The organism is Lachnospiraceae bacterium oral taxon 500 (assembly GCA_002999035.1).
Classification (GTDB): Bacteria; Bacillota; Clostridia; order Lachnospirales; family Vallitaleaceae; genus W11650.
Genome location: CP027241.1, coordinates 1,396,943 through 1,415,966, shown reverse-complemented (window position 1 = coordinate 1,415,966; position 19,024 = coordinate 1,396,943). Strand labels below are relative to the sequence as shown.

At 48.0% G+C, this 19,024-nt stretch carries 17 protein-coding genes; 9 read left to right on the top strand and 8 right to left on the bottom strand.

From position 1 onward, the window contains the following. Positions 1–2: 2 nt before the first annotated feature. Both C3V36_06445 and C3V36_06440 read right to left on the bottom strand, forming a co-directional pair. The gene (locus C3V36_06445; GenBank protein ID AVM68906.1) at positions 3–284 is read right to left on the bottom strand and encodes a PTS lactose transporter subunit IIB; all 282 of its coding nucleotides are present in this window, start codon (positions 282–284) and stop codon (positions 3–5) included. Beyond that, positions 277–2,319 (bottom strand): hypothetical protein, encoded by a 2,043-nt coding sequence (locus tag C3V36_06440; GenBank protein AVM68905.1) that lies wholly within the window; start codon positions 2,317–2,319, stop codon positions 277–279. The genes C3V36_06445 and C3V36_06440 overlap by 8 nt, the downstream gene beginning before the upstream one ends. 749 nt (positions 2,320–3,068) lie before the next feature. On the opposite strand from C3V36_06440, the gene C3V36_06435 reads away from it, so the two are divergent. The 8 genes from C3V36_06435 (at position 3,069) to C3V36_06400 (ending at position 10,739) form a co-directional block, all read left to right on the top strand. After that, positions 3,069–3,992, top strand: a complete 924-nt coding sequence (locus tag C3V36_06435; GenBank protein ID AVM68904.1) for a hypothetical protein — start codon at positions 3,069–3,071, stop codon at positions 3,990–3,992. A 35-nt stretch (positions 3,993–4,027) separates the two neighbouring features. After that, complete coding sequence (locus C3V36_06430; GenBank protein AVM68903.1) at positions 4,028–4,498, top strand: PTS mannose/fructose/sorbose transporter subunit IIB; 471 nt, start codon at positions 4,028–4,030, stop codon at positions 4,496–4,498. A gap of 26 nt (positions 4,499–4,524) precedes the next feature. Further along, positions 4,525–5,295: a PTS sugar transporter subunit IIC gene (locus C3V36_06425; GenBank protein AVM68902.1), complete on the top strand. Its 771-nt coding sequence runs from the start codon at positions 4,525–4,527 to the stop codon at positions 5,293–5,295. After that, positions 5,288–6,088, top strand: coding sequence for a PTS fructose transporter subunit IID (locus C3V36_06420; protein ID AVM68901.1), 801 nt, complete (start codon positions 5,288–5,290; stop codon positions 6,086–6,088). The genes C3V36_06425 and C3V36_06420 overlap by 8 nt, the downstream gene beginning before the upstream one ends. 87 nt (positions 6,089–6,175) lie before the next feature. Beyond that, on the top strand, positions 6,176–6,586 hold the full coding sequence (locus C3V36_06415) for a PTS sorbitol transporter subunit IIB (GenBank protein AVM68900.1): 411 nt from the start codon (positions 6,176–6,178) through the stop codon (positions 6,584–6,586). A gap of 20 nt (positions 6,587–6,606) precedes the next feature. Continuing rightward, positions 6,607–7,509 (top strand): 1-phosphofructokinase, encoded by a 903-nt coding sequence (pfkB, locus tag C3V36_06410; GenBank protein ID AVM68899.1) that lies wholly within the window; start codon positions 6,607–6,609, stop codon positions 7,507–7,509. 23 nt (positions 7,510–7,532) lie between these two features. Continuing rightward, the gene (locus tag C3V36_06405) at positions 7,533–8,033 is read left to right on the top strand and encodes a PTS mannose/fructose/sorbose transporter subunit IIB (protein AVM68898.1); all 501 of its coding nucleotides are present in this window, start codon (positions 7,533–7,535) and stop codon (positions 8,031–8,033) included. Positions 8,034–8,057: 24 nt separating this feature from the next. Next, a complete protein-coding gene (locus C3V36_06400; protein ID AVM68897.1) occupies positions 8,058–10,739 on the top strand; it encodes a hypothetical protein in 2,682 nt (893 codons plus the stop codon). Between the two features lies 1 nt (position 10,740). Here C3V36_06400 and C3V36_06395 read toward each other — a convergent pair whose 3' ends face one another. Next, complete coding sequence (locus C3V36_06395; protein AVM70465.1) at positions 10,741–11,130, bottom strand: DUF454 domain-containing protein; 390 nt, start codon at positions 11,128–11,130, stop codon at positions 10,741–10,743. Between the two features lie 643 nt (positions 11,131–11,773). On the opposite strand from C3V36_06395, the gene lysA reads away from it, so the two are divergent. Continuing rightward, complete coding sequence (gene lysA / locus C3V36_06390) at positions 11,774–13,051, top strand: diaminopimelate decarboxylase (GenBank protein ID AVM68896.1); 1,278 nt, start codon at positions 11,774–11,776, stop codon at positions 13,049–13,051. A 333-nt stretch (positions 13,052–13,384) separates the two neighbouring features. On the opposite strand, the gene C3V36_06385 is transcribed toward lysA, so the two are convergent. The 5 genes from C3V36_06385 to C3V36_06365 all read right to left on the bottom strand — a co-directional run bounded on the left by C3V36_06385 (position 13,385) and on the right by C3V36_06365 (position 18,795). Further along, positions 13,385–14,710 carry a hypothetical protein gene (locus C3V36_06385; GenBank protein ID AVM68895.1) on the bottom strand — a complete coding sequence of 442 codons (1,326 nt, stop codon included), beginning with the start codon at positions 14,708–14,710 and terminating at the stop codon, positions 13,385–13,387. Then, positions 14,703–14,897: a hypothetical protein gene (locus C3V36_06380; GenBank protein AVM68894.1), complete on the bottom strand. Its 195-nt coding sequence runs from the start codon at positions 14,895–14,897 to the stop codon at positions 14,703–14,705. The genes C3V36_06385 and C3V36_06380 overlap by 8 nt, the downstream gene beginning before the upstream one ends. Positions 14,898–15,050: 153 nt before the next feature. Further along, positions 15,051–15,698 carry a YigZ family protein gene (locus C3V36_06375; protein ID AVM68893.1) on the bottom strand — a complete coding sequence of 216 codons (648 nt, stop codon included), beginning with the start codon at positions 15,696–15,698 and terminating at the stop codon, positions 15,051–15,053. Positions 15,699–15,709: 11 nt separating this feature from the next. Beyond that, positions 15,710–16,660, bottom strand: coding sequence for a hypothetical protein (locus C3V36_06370; GenBank protein AVM68892.1), 951 nt, complete (start codon positions 16,658–16,660; stop codon positions 15,710–15,712). 38 nt (positions 16,661–16,698) lie between these two features. Then, on the bottom strand, positions 16,699–18,795 hold the full coding sequence (locus C3V36_06365; GenBank protein ID AVM70464.1) for a glutamine synthetase type III: 2,097 nt from the start codon (positions 18,793–18,795) through the stop codon (positions 16,699–16,701). Positions 18,796–19,024: the final 229 nt, after the last annotated feature.

Genomic DNA, 19,024 nt, shown 5'->3' with positions numbered 1-19,024 from the left:
TCTTATCCCTCCTGACTGATTGCTTTCATTAGTTCGCTTTCTAAATAAGCCTTATCCATCAAGTTGTCCAGCCTGATGATTTGACATTTTCCGCTGCTGCGCAGCAAATCGGCAAAATCCGACGTTGTCACCAAAATATCATACGCCTCCGGATTAACCGAACCAATATCCGAGGTCTCTACCAGCGCGTCAATATCCCTGCTTTCGCAAATATTTTGAATAAAATACCGCAGCATAACACTGCTGCCAACTCCCGCGCCGCAAACCGCTACAATTTTAATCATTGTTTTCACCTCCCACTAAATAATGAAGCACTTCCGTTTTACTTTTTGCTTTTAAAATATTTTCTACCGCCTGCGGCTGCATCAGTAACTCAATCAGCTCCGCCAAGGCTTTTAAATGCGACTCATGATCAACCGCGCACAGGCCAATGACCAACCGAACCGGATCATTGGTTTTATGCCCGAATACTACGGGCTGTGCCAAAGTAACAATGCTCATACCGATTTGCCTAGCACCTTCTTCCGGTCTGGCATGCGGCATAGCAATTCCCGGAGCAATTACGATATAATTTCCGTTTTTCTCCACATTTTCGAGCATAGCCTTAATGTATCGCTCTTCAATCAGCCCGCTTGCCAGCAAAAGATTGCCGGCTGCGATAATTGCCTCTTCTCTGCTGCTTGCCGGTGAGTTCAGCTCAATTAAGCTTTCGGTTAATATTTCTTTCAGCATAATTTCTTCTTTTTCCTTTCCTGTTTTTTCCTGATTTAAATAATCATTTAATTCTTCCGTCAAACTTTCCTGATCAATGATGACGGCATATTTTTCAATCATCTGCAATAGCGGCTTAATTTTGATTTTTTCCCGAAAGCCATTAAAGTAAGCCGCCAGAAGCTGAATATCCGCTTCGCTTAAAATCGGGCTGACCTTGATATAATCCTGATCAATCGTTAAATCAACCGTCGATACAATAAAATCAGCTCTTTCTTTGTGTATATCCTCGGCTGCCGTTCTTTGTGAACTGACACCCACCACTTCCACCGAAAACAGGTTCTCTAATTGCGCGGTCAAAAGATACGAGGTACTGACTCCCGCCGAGCATACAATCCGAACCTTCAGCAATTTTCTTTCGTTTTTTTCCTCCCGCTTTCTGGACGCTGCAAAAAACAGCGTTAAGTAGGCACATTCCTCATCGGTAAAGCTCACCTTCAGGCCTTCTTCCAACAGATAAACTTGCTGTTTAACGGCATGATATTCCAGAGAATATGCCTGCAAAGTTTCTGAAAAAATCGGATTTTCAATCATCTGCCCGTTGCGCATCCGGATATACGCCGGATATAAATGCTGCAACAGCCCCCGAAACAGCTTTCCATCCCGTAAAAAAGGAAAATGCAGATAATCCGCCATCGCTTTGATAAACTTTTTCAGCAAAATCTGGAAAAAAATCCAATCCGTTTTATGGCTGTCCTCCAGCGGATAATCAACTTTGGGAATCCCGGCAATCAGCTCCGCCAAAAAAAGCGTCTCCGCCCGTTTGCTGCTCCATTCTTTTTTTAAGCCGGTAATCTTAAACAGCAGTTGTTCCGCAAAGCGGGTTTCATGCATTTCCGCCTCTCCGGAAAATCCGGGTGGGATCAGATGATTGTCCCGAATCCGCGCCATCGTCACGCCCAAACACACCGCAAAATAGCTAAGCAGCTGATCGGGAATAAACTTTAAAATACTTTCTTCCCCCGAAAGAATAATGTCCTTGAGCCGGCACATTTCCAATTCTGTTAAAATCATAGCTAAAATATCCATCCCGCTTAAACAGCAGTCTTTAATTGCCGCTCCAAATAATGAGATTAAAACTTTGCGCAAGTTTCCTTCCGGCGCTTCCAGCCGAATCCCCTTAAACGGCAGCAGCTGCAACTCAGCCTGATAAGCTTCCGCCTGCCGGCGCAGTTCATCCAAATCGGATTTGATTACCGTTCGGGAAACGGCAAATTGGGCTTCTAAGTCTCGGACGGCTGCCTCGCTGTCACTTCCGATAATCGTAATCAGCATTTCCAACTGACGGAGACTTGACAGGCGACAAATCACTGCCCGGTCGAGCAGAATTTCTTTTAATTTTTCTTTACTTTTTAGCTGCACCTGATATTTATTGCCCTGCTTATCCAATCGGCCATAATCGCTGGCCTTGATAAATTCTTTTATTTCCTCAATCAAGGTATAAATTCTTCTTTCTGATAATTGAAACTGCGCCGCCAACCTCGGCAACTCCGCTCCGGCCGGAACACTGATCAAAAAGAACAATAATTCAAGGCTTTTTTCCGTCATTTCACTTCCTCCTTTTTTATTATCCCATATTTCCCCGATTTTGCCAAAATATTGTTGCGTCAATTTTTTTTGAAGGAATAATACAAACTTTGATTTTCACGGCATATTTTTTTGCTTTCTATTTATTATTCACCTTTCGTCTATTCGCTATCCGATAGAGTGTTCTTTTATTTACTCACATTCTACTTGGCCAGTCGCCCACCGGCGCGGAAACATGAAACGCTTCTCGCAGTTGTGACAGAAAGGCGAAACCTTTGGGCAGGTTGCCCGCCCGGGCAAAAGCACGCAGCGCTTCGATATTTGTTGTTCGCAGAACGCTTGCCGCGTTCTGCTTGACCGGTCGCTCCCCGGCGTGACAGTTATATTATACCGAGAGCAGATGGCAAATCAAATAAATATTGCCATCTACTATCTGCACTTTCCCCTATTCGCCCGAATCGCTTTTTTGGCCGATTACCTGTCATCGCGCCGCGCTTGGGATAAAAACGCTTTGCCTTTTAGCAGCAGAAAGTTGCGGACGCACAAACACAAAAGGAAAGGCCGATCCCTTTCTGCCGGATCACTGTAAACTGTTCCCTGCTTAGTGTTGAAAAACGCTAAATAATGTTTGAAAAGCAGTGGGCGAGTGACGAAAATGCTGCGTAACGCTTGTTTTTACTAGCCGACTTTTGTATATTATAACTACAAGATACAGGAGCACCAAAAACAGTTCTTGTCAACATGACAAAATTACCGGAAGGAGGATAGGGATGAAAATATCGGAAGTAATCCAAAAAGTAAAAAAATATCATTACGGATATTGGAACGGGCCAGAAGGACCGGAGCCGATTAATGAGGAAATCACTAGGGATAAAATCCTCTTCGGCAATCCGGAAGTGGAATGCACCGGCATCGTTACTACCTGCTGGGCACATGTCAATGTGATAAAAGAAGCAATCCGGCAAGGGGCAAACCTGATCATCTGCCATGAAGCGTTATTCTGGAATCACGGCGATCATACCGACTGGCTGGAAGAACAGAATAACCTAGTTTATCGCCATAAGGCAGCATTGCTTAAGCAACATGGTATCGTCGTCTGGCGCAACCACGACTATGTCCATTCCGGTATTCCGATCAGCGGCGGCCGATATGCCGACGGCATCTTTTACGGCTTGGCCAGCGTACTGGGCTGGCTCCCGTATATTGATGAGGCCGTCTCGGAAGAGATTACTCTGTCAGCGGGTGAAAATAATTTTCCCGATCCGAAAAAGGTAAAGCCTTTATCCTATACCATTCCCGCGATATCGGTGGAGGAACTGGCAAAGTTTCTGACCAAGCGGTTAAAGCTGAACGGAGTCAAAATCATGGGAAATCCGGCCAAAAAAGTCTCCCGCCTCTCCATTCCTCCCCATGTCCTCGGAGATGCGAAGTTCGCGATCGGACTGGCAGCCGCCGGCAAAGCAGACTGCTTTTTGACCATGGAAATCGTCGATTTTACTCTGGCTGAATATGTTAGGGACGCCAGTCTGACGGATGACAGCACGGCCATTATCGGCATGGGGCATTTTAATGTCGAAGAGCCGGGCATGGAATATATGACGACCTACCTCCCCCAAGCGATTGAAGCGGATATTCCCTGCACATTTATTCCGGCGGGCGATCATTACCACTATCTGACAAAAGAAACTGTATAAAGCAGAAAGTTGAGTGTAAAAAAGGAGGTATTATCATGAGTATTGTTGGCGCACGTTTAGATTACCGGTTGCTGCATGGGATCGTGGCAACACAATGGGCTCCGCATTATAATCCCCAAAGGATTATGGTTGTGGACACAAAGACAGCCGATGATCCCTTATTAAAGGACAGTATGCGTCTGGGCAAGCCGGCCGGAGTCGCCTGCTCGATTATTTCCGAAGAAACGGCCTTGGCCAACTTTAAAGCGCATAAATATGATGGCCAAACGGTCTTTTTGATTACGGAGGATCCGAAATTGCTCCAAAAACTGCTGGATATAGGCGAAACCATTGGTGAGCTGGTTTTGGGCATGTCCAGAAATACCTCCGCCGGAAGGAAATTGTCGTCCCGATACGCTGTGACCCCGGAAGACGAGCCGGTTCTGTCCGCCATCGCCAAACAAGGCGTACCGATCTATATCCAGTATACACCGGCCGACAAAAAGGAAGTTTTTACGGAAAAATAAAACTCTGACTACAAGGAGGGATTTGTATGAATACAATTCAAATTATTTTAATCACCTTGCTGGCCGCGCTTAGAGCGCTTGATCGGCAGAGTACGCAGCTGGTCAATCATAACAGTGTTTTTTGGGGAGCGCTGGCCGGGCTTGTCATGGGCGATTTGCAGACCGGATTATTCGTAGGCGGAACGCTTCAGCTGATGTCACTGGGCGTAGCCGCTCTCGGTGGTTCAAGCACACCTGATTATCCGCTGGCCGCTATCATCGCCACGGCCATCTCTATTTCCACCGGCGCCGGTGTTGAAATCGGGCTCACTGCCGGAATTGCCGTCGGGCTGCTGTTTGTGCAGTTGGATATTACCGCCAAGCTGATTAACGGTGTAATCGGCCGCCGGGCGCAAGCTTATTGTAACGCCGGAAACTTTAAGGCCATGAACCGGACCATCCGGCTTTCCCTGATTATGATGATGCTGACCAGCGCCATCCCCACATTTTTGGCGGTTACCTTAGGAACTGCGGTCGTATCCCTGATCGTCGATACTCTGCCCACCTGGTTCACGACCGGTCTTGCCATTGCCGGCCGCTTACTGCCGGCGGTCGGTCTTACCATGCTGCTGACCTATATGCCGACATCCAAGTATTTTGCTTATCTGCTGATCGGCTTTGTACTAACTGCTTATCTGCGGGTGCCGGTCTTAGGCGTCGCCCTGATCGGGATCGCCGGCGCGCTTTTGTTTTATCAACAGAAAATCAAGGAAATGAAAACCGTTGTCACAGTAGAAGGAGGGCTGGAAGATGAATAAACAGGTTCTGGAAAAGAAAGATTTAAGAAATGCCGCCTATCGCTGGATCAGTACATGTATCTCGACTTACGGATATGAACTGCAGTTAGCGCCGTCGGTCGTTTATGCTCTGGCGCCGTCTTTACGTAAGATTTATTCCAACGATGAGGACTATAAAAAATCTCTCAACAACCACTTTAAATATTTTAACTGTATGCCCTGGCTGGCCAAACTCTTATTAGGCGCGAGTTTAGCGATTGAGGATACCCAAGGCCTGGAGGGACTGGACGCCGTTCAGGATTTAAAAGTCGGACTGATGGGACCGTTAAGCGGTATCGGCGACACGATCGGTTGGATCATGATCCCCACCATCTTTGGTTCGATCGCCGCGTATATGGCCCTAAAAGGCAGCGTGGCCGGTCTGGCGATCTGGCTGCTGTTCAGCGCTGCTTTATGGTTTATCCGCGTGCGTCTGGTCGAAGTCGGATATTTTCAAGGTGTAAAGTTCATCACCCGATTTGGCGAAAAAATTAATGTCTTCACCGAAGCCGCTTCGATTCTGGGCCTAACCGTTGTCGGCTGCCTGATTCCCAGCGTGGTAAAACTGCGTTGCGGATTGAATTTCACCAGCGGTGATGTTATACTGAGTGTACAGGAACAAATTGACAGTATCATGCCCTCGCTCCTGCCCGTCGCCGCCGTGGGAATCATGTACTATCTGATGAAGGTCAAAAAGGTCAAGATGAATTATCTTATTCTCGGTACGCTGATTATCTCCATGATCGGCGCCGCGCTTGGTATTTTTACGATTTAATGTCGCCAAAAGGGACTAAGCCGTCCGGTTTGGCCGGACGGCGGCCCCACCAGAGCTATCCACAAAAAACTGCCCGGAGGATACAAAATGAAACGAGTTGTTATCGCGTCACACGGAAAATTTGCTACCGGCCTGAAAGAAACCTTAAAGTTCATTACGACACTGGATAACATCTATGACATTCCCGCTTATGCGGAAGATGACAGCGAGCCCTTGGAGGAAACCATCGCCAAACTGTTTGCGACCTTTTCTCCAGAGGATAAGGTAATCGTAATGACCGACGTCCTGTCCGGAAGTGTTAATCAGAAGTTTTTTCCCTATATCAATGATCATACTTTTGTAATCACCGGGGTAAATGTCCCGCTTGCTCTGTCTGTGCTGTTAGCCAACGAGGAGGAGATCACCCCGCCTTACATCCGGCAAACCATAGAAGAGTCAAAGCAAATGATTGTTTTTGTCAATGAAAAGCAGCCGGACAAAGATGAAAATGACGAATAAAGCAGGGAGGTTTTGGTAACATGATTTATACTTTAACCTTTAACCCGGCGCTGGATTATATTGTTGCGGTCAAAGATTTTCGGGCGGGAACCATCAACCGGACCAGTTCGGAAAAGATTTTGCCCGGCGGTAAGGGAATCAACGTTTCCATCGTCCTGAATAATCTGGGATACGACAGCGCCGCTCTTGGTTTTGTCGCCGGCTTTACCGGTGAGGCGATTGAAAAATTAATGGAGCAATCCGGCTGTAATACCGATTTTATCCATGTAGAGCCGGGCTTTTCACGCATTAATTTAAAAATGAAATCGGATACGGAAACCGAGATCAACGGGCAGGGACCGCATATCGGAAAGCAGGATATTGAAAAGCTTTACCGAAAATTAAGCAATCTGCAAGAGGATGATATCCTGATCATTTCAGGCAGCATTCCCCAGACATTGCCCGGGGATATTTATGAACAGATCCTAGAAAGGATAAAAGCAAAACCGATCCGCGTTATTGTCGACGCGGAAAAAGAGCTGATGACCAAAGTGTTAAAGTATCATCCCTTTCTGGTAAAGCCCAATAACCATGAATTGGGCGCGATCTATCAGGTCAACTTGCCAAAAAAGGAGGACGTTATTCCTTATGCCCAAAAACTGCAAGCCGCCGGCGCGCAGAATGTGTTAGTTTCCATGGCCGAAGCAGGGGCTGTTTTTATCTCCCAAAACGGCGAGGTGCTTTGCAGCAACGCTCCCAAAGGAGTGTTAGTTAATTCCGTCGGTGCGGGCGACTCGATGGTAGCCGGTTTCGTGGCCGGCTGGCTGGAAACCCAAAATTATCATCACGCCTTCCGAATGGGCGTGGCGGCCGGATCGGCCAGCGCGTTTTCAACCGAGCTGGCCACCCGAGCGGAAGTCGAGGCCTTGTTAGAAAAGTTCTAATATCAGACGGAGGATGGATAAAAATGAGCAGCCAGAAAAAAAATATAATAACCGCGATCCGGATGGATGACCGCCTGCTGCACGGAATTATCATGACGCAATGGCTTTCCCGTATTTCCTGCGACAGAGTTATGGTAATTGACGACGCAGTCGCCAAGGATCCTCTAAAAACAGAAGTCATGAGGCTTTCCAAGCCGGTGAACAAGGCCCTATCCATTCTTGATTCCAACACGGCGCTCACGAATTTTAAAAACGGGAAATATCGGGAACAAAAAGTGTTTATCCTGATTCGTGATTTTAATATATTATCCGGCTTAACGGCACTGGGTTATGAGCTCCCCAAAATAAATATCGGTATGCATTTTTGCAAAGAGGGCGAGTACGCTCTGACCAAACGAATTATGTTAAGCCGCCGGGAGGTAGCCGTCATTCATACGCTGCTCCGTGCCGGCTGCGATTTTGAAACACAATATGTTCCCAGTGACACGGTCATCGAACTGAATCCGCAACTAAAAGCGCTGTAACGTTTAGAAAAGGGAGGCCAAACAATGGCAAAGACAATTCGCCAGCAGATTTTCGAGTACATTCAGGAAAAATCAAAAAATCTAAAAGAGCCGGCGCTGCAGCATTGTACCGCCAATCAGATCAGCCGGCAATTTCTGATTTCCAGAAGTCTGGCCTCCCAATATCTGAATGATATGGCGCGCGAAGGTTATCTGATCAAGCTCAAAACCAGACCGGTGGCTTTTCTCTCCAGATATCAATTAGAAAAAGACAGCGGTAAACCGATCAAACAGGATGGTTTTCTGTCTTATGAAGAACTCATTCGCTTCCTGCACGGGAAACAGCAAAATTTCATGAAAGCGATCGGTCATGAGTATGCGCTGAAAGATTGCATTGAAAAAATAAAAACGGCAATTCAATATCCCCACGGCGGTTTGCCGATCTTAATCTATGGGAACCATGGCAGCGGAAAAACATTTATGGCCGAACGGATTCGCGACTATTTCTTTGATCATGGTCTTCTGCAACGGGAAGAACAATATATCTACATAAATTGCAATAAGCTTGATGATGTCCGATTAAAATACACGCTTTTCGGATATCTTGATACCAAGGCCCAAGTATGTCCGGGCGCGCTGGAAAAGGCCAAAGACGGGATGATCGTTATCGATGATATTGCTTCGATGAGCGCGGAAACACAGGAAAATCTCCTGCAATATCTGGAAACAGGAACCTACCATTACGCGAACTCCAATGCCGCCCTCCTTTCCAGTGAAGCCCGTATTATTTTAATCGCCGATGAAGTGCCGGGAAAAGTATTCAGCCAACATTTTCTCAGTCACTTTCCGTTTATGATCGAACTGCCCTCCCTGAAAGACCGGACAATACGGGAAAAAATGGCATTGATCCTGTCGTTTTTTAAGCGACAGGCACTGATCTCCTCCTGTGAGATCTTGTTAAGCAACAAGGTAATGGATTACCTGATTAATCAATGCAGCCGATATGAAATCCTGTCCTTAAAACAGCATATTCTTCTTATTTTCGCCAAAGCCTATCAGACCGGGGAAAAGCAGATTTGTGTCGGCATGCGCTATATCTCCGATGACGCGTATCCGATGGATACCTCCGATGATGAAGCTTATTATAACCTAGAATATTACATCCCTAAAAAGCTGGAAGCGTACCGGGATTTCAGCCGGGATTTCCCCGAGCTGCTCAAGCAATATCAAGCGGAAGAACTGAGCACAACCCAGTTCTATGAAAAACTGTTTCAGGCACTGGCCAAGTTTAACGACGCCGTTATTTTCCATAAAGATTATTTGGCGCTGCCGTTAAAAAGATATGAGAAATACATTGAAAGCGTCTGCAAATTAACAGAAAATAACGCCAATATCCATATATCGGAATTTATCCGCGGTTTGTTGGCAAAATATCTGCACATGCAGTCCTATAATCCGGAAGCCGACGAGCAGACCGACAGCTGTGATCAAATTCTGCTGTTTTTTCAGGAGCATCACCCGGAAGAATACGCGTTCACCCAAGAATTTACTGATATTTTGGAACGAAACTTCGGCATTTCCCTTAACCTTATCCATCAAACAGCTTTTTTGCTAAACCAGCTGCTATATAGCAATGACATGACAAAGAAACAAACGCTGGCCTTGATCATGTGCCACGGCAACGCCACGGCGACTTCTATTGCCAATGTAGTCAATACTCTCCTATCTTCTCATGTGTTTGACGCCTTCGATATGCCGATGACCAGTGACGCGGCGGGAATGCTATTACAAGTAAAAAACTACCTGCGTCCCAAAAAGTTTTTTGAAAATCTTGTCCTGATTGTCGATATGGGTTCACTCACGGGAATCGCGAAAGAACTGACTGCTTTTGAGGATGCAAACATTATCCTGATCAGTAATGCTTCTACGCCCCTGGCTCTTCACGTTGGCAGCATGATCCTGCGGAAATGCGCACCAGAAGAGATCCGGGATCATCTGGATAATGTAAAAATCGAATGTCAGCTTATTCCCAAGAGCGGAAAAGAAAAAGCGATTTTATTCAGCAGTGAAAACGGCATAAATGTGGCGGATAAAATGAGGCTCTTATTTGAAGCCAGTATTCCGGTCAAAACGGAGTTAAAATTAATTTCGGTCGACTTTCCGCATTTAGCCGGCGCGGAAAGAAAAAATCTGCTGAATAAATACGATATTCTTTTTGTCGAGGGCATCGTCGATCCGGAAATCCCCGGAGTGGAGTTTATCAATCTGGGAGAAATTGTCAGTTTTCAGGCAATGGACAGGATTCATCAGTTTCTCGGTGAATTTTTAAACGCCGAGGAAATGGACATATTCCGCCGAAATCTTTTGAAAAACTTTTCTTTGGAAAACTTGATGGAGTCGCTCACCATCCTAAATCCCAGCCCGCTGTTAAATCTGGTCGAAGAAACCATACACCGCCTGATGCAGTCGATCGGTTATCAAATACCGGAAAAAACCCTGATCAGTCTGTATGTTCATGTATGCTGCTTTATTGAACGTATGGTAACCAGAACACCGATCAGAACCTATCATGATTTGGAGCGGTTCCAGCAGGAAAAAAAAGAGTTCATCCATGCCTTCATCCGGTCCTTTGAAAAAATCACCACTCACTACCATGTGGAGATCCCGATGAGCGAGATCGCTTATATTTATGATTATATCGAAATGAGCAAATCTGATCCGAACTGACCTAACTTTCCTCCGGCGCTGCCACTTTGGTTTTGACCCGCAGAGCAAAATACCAAATATGAAAGGCCCATATGATCAGCAGAACGATCCGGCCCACCGGCACCGCCCGCATCATGATAAAGCCAAAGGTAAAAAGAGCTGTAACCAGCAGCATTACTCTAATCTTAGCCGCCTTCGGCATACCCTGGCCTTTCACATAATCCGCTAAGTTATCCCGGTACAGCTTAGAGTTCTTAAACCAAGCGTCCAGCCGCTCCGAGCTTCTGCCGAAGCAAAACGCCGCCAGAAGCAAAAAAGGAAAGGCCGGCATCAGCGGCATAACTGCTCCGACTGCGCCCAGTGCTAAGCCAATACAGCCGACAATAATATAAATCCATTTTTTAATTGTCATCTTCTTGTTTGGTGCTTCCATTTTTCCTCCATTCTTTATCTATGCCCGGAAAACACATAATTTAAAACTTATTTTTTATCCATTTTGTTCAGCACACCATTTCCTGCTGCACCATGCTTTGATTTTCCGGCAAAATGTTTCTTGTGTTTGTTACTATCTCAACTTTCCCATAGTCTTTTTTGGCTCTATCCCGCTCAAAGAGCGGGTGCATGGACTCCACTTTCGGCAATTTGCTTTGCAATTTGCCTATCGTTCCCGCCCGCCGCCGAAAGGCGTAGCCTTTCTGGAAGCAACGAGCCTAAAAAAGACTGTTCTGACGAACATGAGAAAGTTGAGTTACTATCTCAACAAAATCTGATAAGCCCCTCATTCTCAGCTTTTTTCTGCTTTTTCTTGACTTTCCGGCAGTTATCCTTTATAGTGTTTTACTATGAAAGCCCTGTCTGATCCATGGCTGACATTATTTATTACTATACCACAAGTTTAAGCGATAAACCAATCTTATTTTAAATTTTTTATGAATTTTCTCTACTTTCCCTGTTCATCAGAACAGTTTGGGGCCGGCTGCCCGCTCGCGCAAAAATGCAGCCTTTCGGCCAGGGGAAAGCCAACGAATTTATGATCAAAAAAACAAGGAGAACCTATGTTAAACCAAACCTATACCGAACAAACGCATTTTTTCGGACAAACCGACCCGCAAAAGCTCCTGCAAAAATACGGCAGTCCGCTTTATGTTTATAATGAATCCATCCTGCGCACTCGCTGCCGGGAAATTGCCGGATTAAGCGATTATCCTCACTTTCACGCTAATTACTCGGTCAAAGCCAATGGCAACCTGCATTTGCTGCGGATTATCCGAGAGGAAGGCTTTTATGCCGACGCCATGAGCCCCGGTGAAATCTATGTTGAGGAAATGGCCGGTTTTCAGCCGGAGCAAATTCTGTTCATCAGCAATAATGTCAGCCCGGAAGAAATGCGCTTTGCCATTGACCGCCAAATCTTGGTCAGCGTTGACTCGCTTTCGCAGCTGACACAATACGGACTCCTCAATCCCGGCGGTCGGGTCTGCATCCGCTTTAATCCGATGGTTGGCGCCGGCCACAGTGACAAAGTTGTTACCGGCGGCAAAAACACCAAGTTCGGTGTTGACCCGAACATGGTTCCGGAAGTAAAAGCCATTTTGGCCCGCTATCAGCTCCGTTTGGTCGGCATCAATCAACATATCGGCTCGCTGTTTATGGAAGACGACCAATACATTCAGGGCATGGAATCAGCGCTGGCGGTGGCTCGTCAGTTTGCCGATCTGGAATTTATTGATTTCGGCGGCGGCTTCGGCATTCCCTACCGCAAGCAGGACGGTGAAAAAAGACTGGATTTGACCGCTTTGGGTCAAAAGCTGCATTCGATCTTCCGGCGCTTTGCCGCCGAGTACGGCAAGGAGCTGACCTTTAAACTTGAGCCGGGCCGCTATATTGTCGCCGAGTGCGGCGTACTGCTGGGCACCGTCACCGCCCTCAAATCCAACTTCGGCAAAAATTATCTGGGCACGGATATCGGCTTTAACGTTCTGCAAAGGCCGCTTCTTTACGGCAGCCATCATGACATGGAAGTTTACCGGCCGGAAACCGGCAAAAGCTATGACCAAAACACTGCCGAAAAAACCATTGTTTATCAGGTAACCGGCAATATCTGCGAATCCGGTGATATCTTAGCAGCCGACCGGGCGCTGCCGGAAGCACAAATCGGTGATATTTTAACTGTTTTGGACGCCGGTGCTTACGGCTATTGCATGGCTTCTTCTTATAATAACCGACTGCGGCCGGCTGAGGTCTTGATTACCAATGGCGGCGAGGATATCCTGATTCGGCGCCGGGAAACTCTGGCCGATTTGGTACAGGCCTTTCCGGGTGCTGGGCAATAACTAACTCAACTTTCCCCTAATCGAAGTGCTTCGTACTTCTGCTCGGACGGGCAGTCTGCCTAAAAAGACTGTTCTAGTTTTGCAGAACATGGGAAAGTTGAGTAACTAACTTTCATTTCAATTTTAAACAGCCGGTTTAAGCAAACGCTTTTCCGGCTGTTTTTTTGTATTTAACTCAACTTTGCCCTGATTGAAGTGCCCGCACTTCTGCCTATCGAAAAGCCAATCTGTTTCCGCTCTGTATGAGCCGCCGCAGCCTCGCCATCTCATGCGTCCCTGTCCGGCAAAAACGCCATTTTTCTATCGCCATCCTCTCCGATTCAGCGATGCCCTCTACTGCGCGGCCGGAGTAGTCGGCTCAACCGCCGCTGGTACAAGCGCGGCCTGCAATTCTTCAAACGTAGCAATCTCACCCTTTAAATAAGCTTCCAGCTTTTGGTAATATTCCTTTTCCTGCCGAAGCTGCTCCGCCGATTTCGCCGGAATGGCTTTGATGGTTTCAATATAGAGCGGCATTACCTTTTGCCCGCCAAGGAAAGAATCCTCCGACTCCAGCTGATAGCTTTCCAAAACCGGCAGAAAAGCCGGCAGTTCCTGGGTTTTCTCCAGCCATTCCTGCAACAGCTCCTGATTTTGGGTGACATAGACCAAAAATGCCTTGGCCATCTCTGCCCGCTGACTGTTAGCCGCAATCCCCAGCCAAATCCCGTCGGAAAAAGACGCAGCCGGACAAGCCGCCGCCGCCCAATCACCCCAGGTCGGATTTTTCTCGGTATCGCTTGCTTCTTTCTTATTGCCCGCCTTTTCTAAAACATAGCTTTTTCCCCAGGAAGGCATCACATAACCGAAAACTTCAATTTTTTTACCGGTAATCGAATTAACCGCCTCGCCGTACATGCCCTTAAACCAGTCAGCCGACCACGGCTCCAGTCCGGCCAGCTGATAATTGGTTTCCATTTGCCGCCCATTGGTCAAAAAAACCTGCTCCTGAGGCGAAAGCACAGCGGTTTCGGTTTTATCACTGACCTCATAAAAGGCTCTCATATCCCCGACATTGGAGAAAATCTTATAGCCTGCCGCCTGCAGCTTACCCGCTAAATCAATCAAGCCCTCCGGCGTCGCCAGTGCCTCGGTGACCGCTTCCGGCGAATCATTCCCCAGCGCCGCCTGAGCCGCCGAACGACGGTAATACAAATTAACCGGTGTGGCCGTCCAGGTCAAGGCCCGCAGCGCTCCGGTACTGTCGGTCGCATAAGCAATCGCATACGGCGCATAATGCTCAGCATCCACGTCAGTTAAAGGCAGCAATGCCTCAGCGGTCAGCCAGTCCTGCATTTCCGCCGCTTCAATCGTATAGATATCCGCTCCCTCGCTGCCCGCCAACAAACGTTCCCGTTCAGCCGCAAACTCGGTACTGTCTTTGACCGTTAACTCAACCTTGCAGGCATAGGCCTTTTCAAATGCCTTGGCCGCATATTCCATATCCTTGGTAAAACTGGTCAGTTTCAAAGTTTGCCCGGCAAACTGGCGGTCAATCACCCCAACCGTCTCTTCTGTCTTTTGACCTGTATTTTCTTCCTTTTTTTGACTTTCCCCGCCGCAGGCACTGAGACCAAGGCACAGTGCCAGCAGGCAGGCAATCCACTTCTTCTTATTCAATCTTTTTCCTTTCTTTTCCTCTTAACTCAACTTTCCTCATCTGGCGAAAAGCTGTCACTTCTCTGCCGGCCGCAAACAGCCAAGCATGTCTCTCTTTCCTGCAAATACAAGAATGTTCCCTGTTTCCGCAATGACGGAAACGAGCAAAAAGGTATCGCTTTCCCGCAAATACAAATATGATTTTCACGAAAAAATATTTCCGTTAGCAACTCAACTTTCCCATGCCCAGAAAGCCTTTTGAGGGCAGACTACCCGCCCGGCGGAAAGCAAAGCTTTCGACCAAGCTGGTTGCCCGCCCGGGCAGAAAGCGAAGCTTTCGACCAGGGGGGGGAAGGGGAAGTCAGCCGGTAATCAATTTCCCGGCAAAATAATAGCCATACTGCTCGCCAATTTGGGTAATCCGGGCCTGCGCCTCGGTCAGTTCCTGAAACCGGCGGATAAAGTCGGCAGCTTTCTCTTTTTCCACAAATAACTCATACTCCACCTTATCACTGTAATCAATTTGCCCGGTGGAAATGCTCTGCCGCTCCAGTTCATAGCTGACCTTATCGTTCCAGTTATAGGGGCATTCCAGCGCCAAAACAGCAAAAAGCTGCCGGTACACCGGCGGATTATCAGCCAAGCTCTCCCGCACCGCTTCGGAATACGCCCTAGTCAGACCACCCGTCCCCAAAAGCGTACCACCGAAATAGCGAACCACTACCGCCGTCACATTCCACAGCTCCCGCCCCTGCAAAACACTAAGCATCGGCAGCCCCGCTGTTTTGGACGGTTCGCCGTCATCATCATAGCGCTCCAAAGCAATCGCTCCGGCAATCCGAAAGGCCGAGCAGTGATGGGTTGCTTCCCGGTGCTGTTTTTTAATGGCGGCAATATATTCCACAGCCTCTGCTTCACTGGCCGTTCCCTTGAGATAGCCAATAAATTTGGATTTTTTGATTTCTATTTCCACGCTGGTTTCCTTGGCCAGAGTATAATAATTTTGCATTGCTTCCTCCGCTAAGTTTCTAAGTAGCCTCGCTTTTCATTATATACTTCCTTCAGTCTGACCTGATTCATCGCCTGATCAATCTCCCGCCGGCGAATAATATCAGGAAAGCTTCGAACATTAACTTGTCTGGCAATCGCTCCGGCAATCTGCAAGTTTTTCTCCAGCAAATAACCCCGCTGCACGCCGATTGCCAGCCCGCCCAAAATCGAGGACTGAATGATATCCTCAGTCTTATCTTTGGGTGGATAGGACACATAGGCAATCTTGGAACGGGACAGGCCGTAAATCGTTTCCGGCGTTTGCACAAAAAAATATTTAATCCGGTACGTCCGCATCCATTTTTGCAGCTTTTCCGTTTCCGTCGGCCGCCAAATACCGTCTAATCCCAGCCGGCGCAGTGCTTCCACATCCGTTACCACCGCATAGGGATGATATTTGGACAGCAGCTCAATGTTATCGGCACCGGCCTGAACCACCGCCTTTTGGCCTTCTTCCACCATCGCCAGCACCTCCTCGGCTTTTTCCAGTGCCCGAGGCGAAAAGGTCTGTCCGGCAAAAACAATGGTGTCACATTCCCGGATATGATTATGAAATTTATGTTTCAACGCCTTTAAATCGCTTTCGGCCGGTTCATAGCCATTAGACATAAAGCTGTATTCCTTGGTTTTAGCGACATCCGTCATCGTGGTCAGCATTTTCGGCTCACCGCTGATGCCGATAAAATCCGACACAATCCGCCGCTTGTCTAGGAAGTTTTTAATAAAACGGCCGCCAATCCCGCCAGAAAAACCAATCACAAAAGGCTCGCCCTGCAAAATCTTCATGATATGAGCCGAATACACTCCGCTGTCGCCAATCATCAGGCTTTCTTCCAAGATCTTATTCTGGCCGTCCGCTTTCCAGCCCGATACCTTAATCTGCCTGATTAGATAAGGATTGATTAACACCGTTAAAATCAAAGCCCTTCCTCCTCATTATTCTCTCAACCGTAAGACACTTATATCCGGAACAATAAATCAAAATATGTCGGAAATGGCCACTGCTTCTCCTCAACCAATTCCTCCAGGGCATCGCAGTCCAAACGGATTTCTTCCATTTCCGGCAGAATGGTATCCCGAAAATAAAGCGCCCGGTCACCGGTTTCCTTGATATTGTAGGCTTTGGCCAGATTGGCCTCGACCCCGGCCGTATGCTTTTGCGTTTCACCGCAGTAACGCAGGATGCGCAGCAAATTATTTTTTTCCTCCGCCAAAAACTCTTCCGGCGTAAAGTCCGCTAAACGCCGCAGATTTTCCGCTACCTGCCGGGCATAAACATAACAGGCCGGCAAAATCTCCTTGCGCGCCATTTCAATCATCGTCTTGGCCTCAATATTGATGACCTTGCAGTAATCCTCCAGCATAATTTCCGCTCTGGCCAGCGTTTCCTTAGGCGACATCACGCCGTTGCGGTCAAACACTTCAATGAATTCCGGCCGGCACATTTCCAGAAAAGCATCAACCGACGTCCGCAGCACCGGCAGACCGCGCCGTTTCGCTTCTTCCGTCCACTCTTTGGAATAACCGTCGCCGTCAAAAATAATACGCTGATGTTCACGGATGTTCTCGGTAATGACTGCTTTCAGCTCGGCCGCCACATCCTCCGCTTTTTCCAGCCGATCGGCAATCCGCCGCAAATGTTCGGCGACAATGGTATTGAGTGTAATGTTAGGCCCGGCAATCGAAGCCGATGACGAGCACATCCGAAACTCAAACTTATTGCCGGTAAAGGCAAACGGCGAAGTGCGGTTGCGGTCGGTCACGTCCTGAAAAATCGTGGGAATACTATCCACATGCAGCTCCAGCACATCTTTCACCTTTGACGCCCGCAAATCACCCTCTAAAATCTGGCGGATAATATCGGACAGCTGATCGCCCAAATAAATGGAAATAATCGCCGGCGGCGCTTCATGCCCGCCCAGCCGCCGGTCGTTGGCAGCACTGGAAATCGATGCCCTCAGGAGCGGCGCATATTCGTCAACAGCCGCCATCACCGCCGATAAAATCAAAAGGAACTTGGTGTTTTGATGCGGCGTTTCGCCCGGCTCCAAAAGATTCCGTCTTTCCGTGCCCAGCGACCAGTTGCAGTGCTTGCCCGAGCCATTAACCCCTTCAAATGGTTTCGGATGCAAAAGGCAGACCAGGCCATGATGATTGGCCACCTTAACCAAAGTGTCCATTACCAGCTGATTATGGTCAGCTGCAATATTGGCCACCGAAAAAACCGGCACGATCTCATGCTGAGCCGGAGCAACCTCATTGTGCTTGATCTTGGCATACACGCCCATTTTCCACAGCTCAATGTCCAACTCTTTCATAAACGCAGCAATATTTTCCTTAATGCTGCCGAAATAATGGTCTTCCATTTCCTGCCCCTTGGGCGGATTGGCCCCAAACAGCGTCCGGCCGGTCAAAATCAAATCCTTGCGCTTTTGGTACAGGCGCTTATCAATTAAAAAGTATTCCTGCTCGGCCCCGACCGAAGGGGTGACTTTTTCGGTTTCGTTATCGCCAATCGCCCGCAGCACCCGCAGACACTCCCGACTGACTGCCTGCATGGAGCGCAGCAGCGGAGTTTTTTCATCGAGCGCTTCGCCCCAGTAGGAGCAAAAGGCGGTTGGAATATACAGTGTTTTATCCTTGATAAAGGCCGGACTGGTCGCGTCCCAGGCCGTATAGCCCCTGGCCTCAAACGTCGCTCTAAGGCCGCCGTTGGGAAAGGAGGAAGCATCCGGTTCGCCCTTAATCAGCTGTTTGCCGGAAAACTCCATCGAAATCCCGCCGCCGATAAAGGGTTCAATAAAGGACTCATGCTTTTCCGCCGTCCGGCCCGTCATCGGCTGAAACCAATGACAGTAATGGGTCGCCCCCTTTTCAATCGCCCAGTCTTTAATGGCGCTGGCGACTACATTGGCCACGCCCGCGTCCAGCTCCTCGCCGTTATCGATCATTTTTTTCAGTTTTTTATAAACATCCTTGGGCAGCCGCCGCCGCATGGTCAAATCGTCAAACACATTTTGACCGAAAAAATCTGTTACCTTTAAGTGATTCTGCATTTCGCCGCTATATTCCGCGTTCATTGCTATTCCTTTCCTGTCTGCTGACAGCCTTATCTTATATACTCAACTTTCCCCTGCTCGAAGCGCTGCGCACTTCTGCTCGGACGAGCAGTCCGCATAGTCTTTTTTCGCTCTGTCCCAGCTCGCCCGTTTCCGCTATCTCAACCACCGACCACTCCTTTTTCATCGCAGAGCCTGCTGCTCAAAGAGCCGGCACGGGCTGCTT

Bases quoted from the DNA above. Each gene is read 5' to 3' on its own strand.
- C3V36_06415 (AVM68900.1), top strand. From the start codon at position 6,176: ATGAAACGAGTTGTTATCGCGTCACACGGAAAATTTGCTACCGGCCTG.
- C3V36_06435 (AVM68904.1), top strand. From the start codon at position 3,069: ATGAAAATATCGGAAGTAATCCAAAAAGTAAAAAAATATCATTACGGA.
- lysA (AVM68896.1), top strand. From the start codon at position 11,774: ATGTTAAACCAAACCTATACCGAACAAACGCATTTTTTCGGACAAACC.
- C3V36_06400 (AVM68897.1), top strand. From the start codon at position 8,058: ATGGCAAAGACAATTCGCCAGCAGATTTTCGAGTACATTCAGGAAAAA.
- C3V36_06430 (AVM68903.1), top strand. From the start codon at position 4,028: ATGAGTATTGTTGGCGCACGTTTAGATTACCGGTTGCTGCATGGGATC.
- C3V36_06395 (AVM70465.1), bottom strand. From the start codon at position 11,130: ATGACAATTAAAAAATGGATTTATATTATTGTCGGCTGTATTGGCTTA.
- C3V36_06420 (AVM68901.1), top strand. From the start codon at position 5,288: ATGAATAAACAGGTTCTGGAAAAGAAAGATTTAAGAAATGCCGCCTAT.
- C3V36_06440 (AVM68905.1), bottom strand. From the start codon at position 2,319: ATGACGGAAAAAAGCCTTGAATTATTGTTCTTTTTGATCAGTGTTCCG.
- C3V36_06375 (AVM68893.1), bottom strand. From the start codon at position 15,698: ATGCAAAATTATTATACTCTGGCCAAGGAAACCAGCGTGGAAATAGAA.
- C3V36_06445 (AVM68906.1), bottom strand. From the start codon at position 284: ATGATTAAAATTGTAGCGGTTTGCGGCGCGGGAGTTGGCAGCAGTGTT.
- C3V36_06365 (AVM70464.1), bottom strand. From the start codon at position 18,795: ATGCAGAATCACTTAAAGGTAACAGATTTTTTCGGTCAAAATGTGTTT.
- C3V36_06425 (AVM68902.1), top strand. From the start codon at position 4,525: ATGAATACAATTCAAATTATTTTAATCACCTTGCTGGCCGCGCTTAGA.
- pfkB (AVM68899.1), top strand. From the start codon at position 6,607: ATGATTTATACTTTAACCTTTAACCCGGCGCTGGATTATATTGTTGCG.
- C3V36_06405 (AVM68898.1), top strand. From the start codon at position 7,533: ATGAGCAGCCAGAAAAAAAATATAATAACCGCGATCCGGATGGATGAC.